Source organism: Amaricoccus sp., from assembly GCF_036846665.1.
Taxonomy (GTDB): domain Bacteria; phylum Pseudomonadota; class Alphaproteobacteria; order Rhodobacterales; family Rhodobacteraceae; genus Amaricoccus.
Genome location: NZ_DAIUBO010000265.1, coordinates 1 through 4,601 on the forward strand (window position 1 = coordinate 1; position 4,601 = coordinate 4,601).

Consider the following 4,601-nt stretch of genomic DNA (forward strand, 5'->3'; position numbering starts at 1 on the left):
CGCCGTCGAAGAAGCGCTCCTGGTGGCGGACGATCTCGGTCGCGACCTTCAGGATGGTGCGCGCCCGCTGCTCGAGGCTGCGCACGAGCCAGCTGGCGCTCGTCCGGCATTCGGCGACGAAGGCCCGCGCCTCGGCGTTTCGTCCCGCGAGGCCGGCCGCATAGACGTTGTTGACCAGAACGCGGGGCAGGGTCTCGGTGTTCAGCTCGACCGCCAGCCCGCCCGATCCCGTCCGGTGCACGAAGACGTCCGGCACCGCGATCTGCGCGGGCGCGACCTGGAAGCGTGCCCCGGGCCGCGGGTCGAGGCCGCGCAATTCGGCGAGCATGTCGGCGATATCGGCGGCATCGACCCCGCAGAGGGATTCGAGTTGCGCCATCCGGCCCGTGGCCGCGAGCTTGAGATTGGCCAGGAGCGCCTGCATCGCCGGGTCCAACCGGTCGCGCTCGCGGAGTTGCAGCGCGAGGCATTCCTGCAGGCTGCGCGCGCCGACCCCGGTCGGCTCGCAGGCCTGGACGGCCGCGAGTGCCTGGATCGCGTCGCGGGACGACAGGCGGTGCCGCTGCGCGACCTCCTCGAGCGGTACGCGGAGATAGCCGTCGTCCTCAAGCTCGTCGGCGATCAGCGCCGCCATGTCCGCGAGCTCCGGCGACAGGCGCATGGCGCCGATCTGGGCGTGCAGATGCTGCCAGAGCGAGATGTCCTCGGCCACCGAGAGAAGCGCGTCGGTATCGCCACCCCCGGCTGCGCCACGCCGGATGGGGATGGCCGGCGGCGGCCGCTGCTCGATCTCGAGCAGCGGATTGCGCTCGGCCTGCGCCGCGACGAATTCGGACAGTTCCAGATTGGACATCGCCAGCAGCTTGACCGCCTGCTGCATCTGCGGCGTCATCACCAGCGACTGGCTCTGCCGGATCTCCAGCCGCGGCGTGAGCGCCATCAGCCGTCTCCTCCGCCCGGCCCCGCGTCAGATGCGGAAACTGTCGCCCAGATAGACCCGTCGCACATTGTCGTCGCGAACGACCTCATCCGGCGTCCCGCTCATCAGCACCGCTCCCGCATGCAGGATATAGGCACGATCGACGATGTCCAACGTCTCGCGCACGTTGTGGTCGGTGATCAGCACGCCGATGCCCCGGTCCTTGAGATGGCCGACCAGCGAGCGGATGTCCGAGACCGCCAGGGGATCGACGCCGGCGAAGGGCTCGTCGAGCAGGACGTACTTCGGCTGGGCGGCGAGGCAGCGCGCGATCTCGACGCGGCGGCGCTCGCCGCCCGAGAGCGTGATCGCCGGGGTGCGGCGAAGATGCGTGATGGAGAATTCGCCGAGCAGCTCGTCGAGCATCTCGTGGCGCTTCTCCAGATCGTCGATGGAAAGCTCGAGGATCGCCCGGATGTTGTCGGCCACCGTCATGCCGCGGAAGACCGAGGCCTCCTGCGGCAGATAGCCGATGCCGAGCTTGGCGCGGCGATACATCGGCAGCCAGGTCGCGTCCTGGCCGTCGACGGTGATCGTGCCCGCGTCCGGCGGCACCAGGCCGGCGATGGCGTAGAAGCAGGTGGTCTTGCCGGCGCCGTTCGGGCCGAGCAGGGCGGCGACCTCGCTGCGACGCAGGGTGAGCGAGACGTCGCGCAGGATCGGCCGCTTGCGGTAGCTCTTGGCGAGGTTCAGGACCTCCAGCCCGGAATCCCCCTCGGTCACGCGGAGTTCGGGGCGCGCGCTCATTGGCCGGCGCCGGTGCTCGGCACGAAGATCGTGCGCACCCGTCCCTCGAGCGCGCCCGTTCCGGCGTTGAGGTCGATTCGCAGCCGCTCGCTCGAGAGCGCGTTGGCGCCCTGGGTCAGCAGCACGTCGCCGTCCATCTCGATGATCCCGGTGGCGACCTCGTAGGTCGCATGGGCGGATTCCGCGGCTTCCGCCCCGTTCGACAGGGTGACGTTGCCGTCGGCCTGCATCCGCTGGATGGCGCCGGTGTCCGACCCGGGCTCGCCGGCATAGAAGACCTCCATGCGGTCCGCCGCCATCCGGAGCGTGCCCTGCCCGACCTTGACCGTCCCGGTGAAGAGCGCGGTTCCCGCGGCCTGATCGAGCTCCAGGCTGTCGGCGGTGATCTCGACGGGAAGCGTCGCATCGTGGCTGAGGCCGCCGAAGGGCACCTCGGTGCCCTGCGCGACGGCCGGGCCGGTCGCGGGAAGAAGGGCGGCGAGGATGAGCAGGCGGATCATTCGGGTGGTCTCAGCGGGCACTTGCGCGCGGATCGTATACCAGTCGCACGCCATCTCCGAAGGAAAACCTTCGCGCCTGGCCGTCGCCCTCGGCCGGCACGATCGACAGGCTGCGGGAGTCGATCCGCCCCATCGGCCCCTCGGTCTCGACGGTGTCGCCGGCGACGAGCGTGCCGTCGCGCAGGTCCAGCGTCACGGTATCGGCCGCCATGCGGTAGCCGTCGGAGGTCTCGATCCGGACGTCGCCCGAAAGTCCCAGCCTTTGCGCCGGGATGTCGAGATCGCCGCCCTCGGCCTGCACCGCAACCGACAGGCCGCCGGTGAAGTCGATGGTGCCGGCGAGGGTCGTGATGGCGGCGCGGGTGGGCGGCGCGGCGTCGGGGACGACCTGCCGGGCGGTGAAGCGGAAGCGGTCCTCGTCGCGGGTGGTCCCGGAGAAGATCGCGTCGCTGATCCGCTGGCCGGTGCCCAGCGCCGCGATGTCGCCCTTGGTGAAGACGAGATCGCCCCCGAGACGCTCGTCGGTCTGGATCAGGAAGAGGGCCGAGAGGAGCCCCAGCGCCACCAGGGGCAGCGAGACCTTGAGGATTGCGACGACCCGCGAATAGAGCCCTGGCCCGATCGGCATCGCCTCAGACCACGCCGGCCCGGAGGCAGTCGTGCACGTGCAGGATGCCCGCCGGGCGTTCCGGCGCCTCCGGCGTGGTCGCGAAGAGCGAGGTGATCTTGCGGGTGTTCATGATCCCAAGCGCCTCGGAGGCGAGCGCGGTGGTGCGGATCGTGCGCGGCTGGTGCGTCATGACATCGGCCACCCGCTTGCCGAGCAGGCCGTCCATGTTGCGGCGGAGGTCGCCGTCGGTGACGATGCCCACCAGCGCGCCGGCGGCATCCACCACGCCGACGACGCCGAAGCCGCGGCGGCTCATCTCGAGCAGCGCCTCGGTCATCGGGGTCTCCGGCGCGACGAGGGGCACCTCCGGGCCGGAATGCATCAGATGCTCCACCGTGGCGAGCCGCGCCCCGAGCCTGCCCCCGGGATGCAGCCCGCGAAAATCCTCGGGCGTGAAGGCGCGGTGCTCCATGAGCGCGACCGCCAGCGCGTCGCCCAGCGCCAGCGCCATGGTGGTCGAGGTCGTCGGCGCGAGGCCGACCGGGCAGGCCTCGGTCGCCGGCGGCAGCACCAGGCCGATGTCCGATTGCCGGATCAGCGTGCTGTCGGCGCGGCCGGCGAGGCCGATGAGCGGAATGCCGAACCGCCGCGCATAGGCGATCAGGTCGGCGAGCTCGGCGGTCTCGCCGGAATTCGACAGCAGCAACACCACGTCGTCGCGGGTGATCATGCCGAGGTCGCCGTGGCTGGCCTCGGCGGGATGCACGAAGAGCGCGGGCGTGCCGGTCGAGGCCAGGGTCGCGGCGATCTTGCGCGCCACATGGCCGGACTTGCCGATGCCCGAGACGATCACGCGGCCCTTGGCATCGAGCATGCGCGCCACCGCCCGGGCGAAGCTCTCATCGAGCGCGCTGCCGAGACTGGCGAGCGCCTCGGCCTCGATGGCGATCACCCGCCGGCCGGTGGCGACCAGTTGCAAGGGATCGGGTGGCGCGGGCGTGCTCTGCATGCGGGATCAGCTGTGGGCGAAGATGTCCTGCTCGTCCCATCCCGCCACGTCGAGCGCGGCGCGATGCGGCAGGAAATCGAAGCAGGCCCGGGCGAGCGCCGTCCGGCCCTCGCGCGCGAGCCGCGAATCGAGCGCGTCGCGCAGGGCATGGAGATGCAGCACGTCGGAGGCGGCATAGTCGATCTGGGCCGGGCTGAGATCCGCCGCGCCCCAGTCGCTCGACTGCTGGTGCTTGGAGATGTCGACCTCCAGCACCTCGCGGAGCAGGTCGCGCAGCCCGTGGCGGTCGGTATAGGTGCGCACGAGCCGCGAGGCGATCTTGGTGCAATAGACCGGCGCCGTCAGCACCCCGAAGCGGTGGAGCAGCACGGCGATGTCGAAGCGCCCGAAATGGAAGAGCTTGAGCTGTCCGGGATTGCCCAGCATGCGCACGAGATTCGGCGCGGTCTCCTGATCGGCGGCGATCTGCACCAGATGGGCGTCGCCGTCGCCGGAGGAGAGCTGCACGACGCAGAGCCGGTCGCGCGCGGGCACGAGACCCATGGTCTCGCTGTCGATGGCCACCACCGGACCGAGGTCGAGCCCGTCCGGCAGGTCGCCCTTGTGGAGATGATTCGCCAAGGTGGTCCTCGCTGATGCCATGCCCGCGCCCGGTTCAGCGGTGCGCGCGCCGGCGCGAGTTCTATGGTGCGGTCGAGAAGACTCGAACTTCCACGGGAGTTACCCCACAGCGACCTCAACGCTGCGCGTCTACCA

The 4,601-nt window shown here is 70.7% G+C and carries 6 protein-coding genes; all 6 read right to left on the reverse strand.

Annotation, left to right across the window (positions count from 1 at the left end):
* Positions 1–940 (reverse strand): RNA polymerase factor sigma-54 (locus V7050_RS18230; protein ID WP_442885712.1); only part of this gene is annotated, 940 nt, incomplete at its 3' end.
* A 27-nt stretch (positions 941–967) separates the two neighbouring features.
* Positions 968–1,726, reverse strand: coding sequence for an LPS export ABC transporter ATP-binding protein (lptB, locus tag V7050_RS18235; RefSeq protein WP_324364634.1), 759 nt, complete (start codon positions 1,724–1,726; stop codon positions 968–970).
* Positions 1,723–2,226, reverse strand: a complete 504-nt coding sequence (locus tag V7050_RS18240; protein WP_324364636.1) for an LptA/OstA family protein — start codon at positions 2,224–2,226, stop codon at positions 1,723–1,725. The genes lptB and V7050_RS18240 overlap by 4 nt, the downstream gene beginning before the upstream one ends.
* A 10-nt stretch (positions 2,227–2,236) precedes the next feature.
* Complete coding sequence (locus V7050_RS18245; RefSeq protein WP_324364638.1) at positions 2,237–2,854, reverse strand: hypothetical protein; 618 nt, start codon at positions 2,852–2,854, stop codon at positions 2,237–2,239.
* A 4-nt stretch (positions 2,855–2,858) separates the two neighbouring features.
* Positions 2,859–3,845 carry a KpsF/GutQ family sugar-phosphate isomerase gene (locus V7050_RS18250; protein WP_324364640.1) on the reverse strand — a complete coding sequence of 329 codons (987 nt, stop codon included), beginning with the start codon at positions 3,843–3,845 and terminating at the stop codon, positions 2,859–2,861.
* 6 nt (positions 3,846–3,851) lie between these two features.
* On the reverse strand, positions 3,852–4,466 hold the full coding sequence (locus V7050_RS18255) for a ribonuclease D (RefSeq protein WP_324364642.1): 615 nt from the start codon (positions 4,464–4,466) through the stop codon (positions 3,852–3,854).
* Between the last annotated feature and the right edge of the window lie 135 nt (positions 4,467–4,601).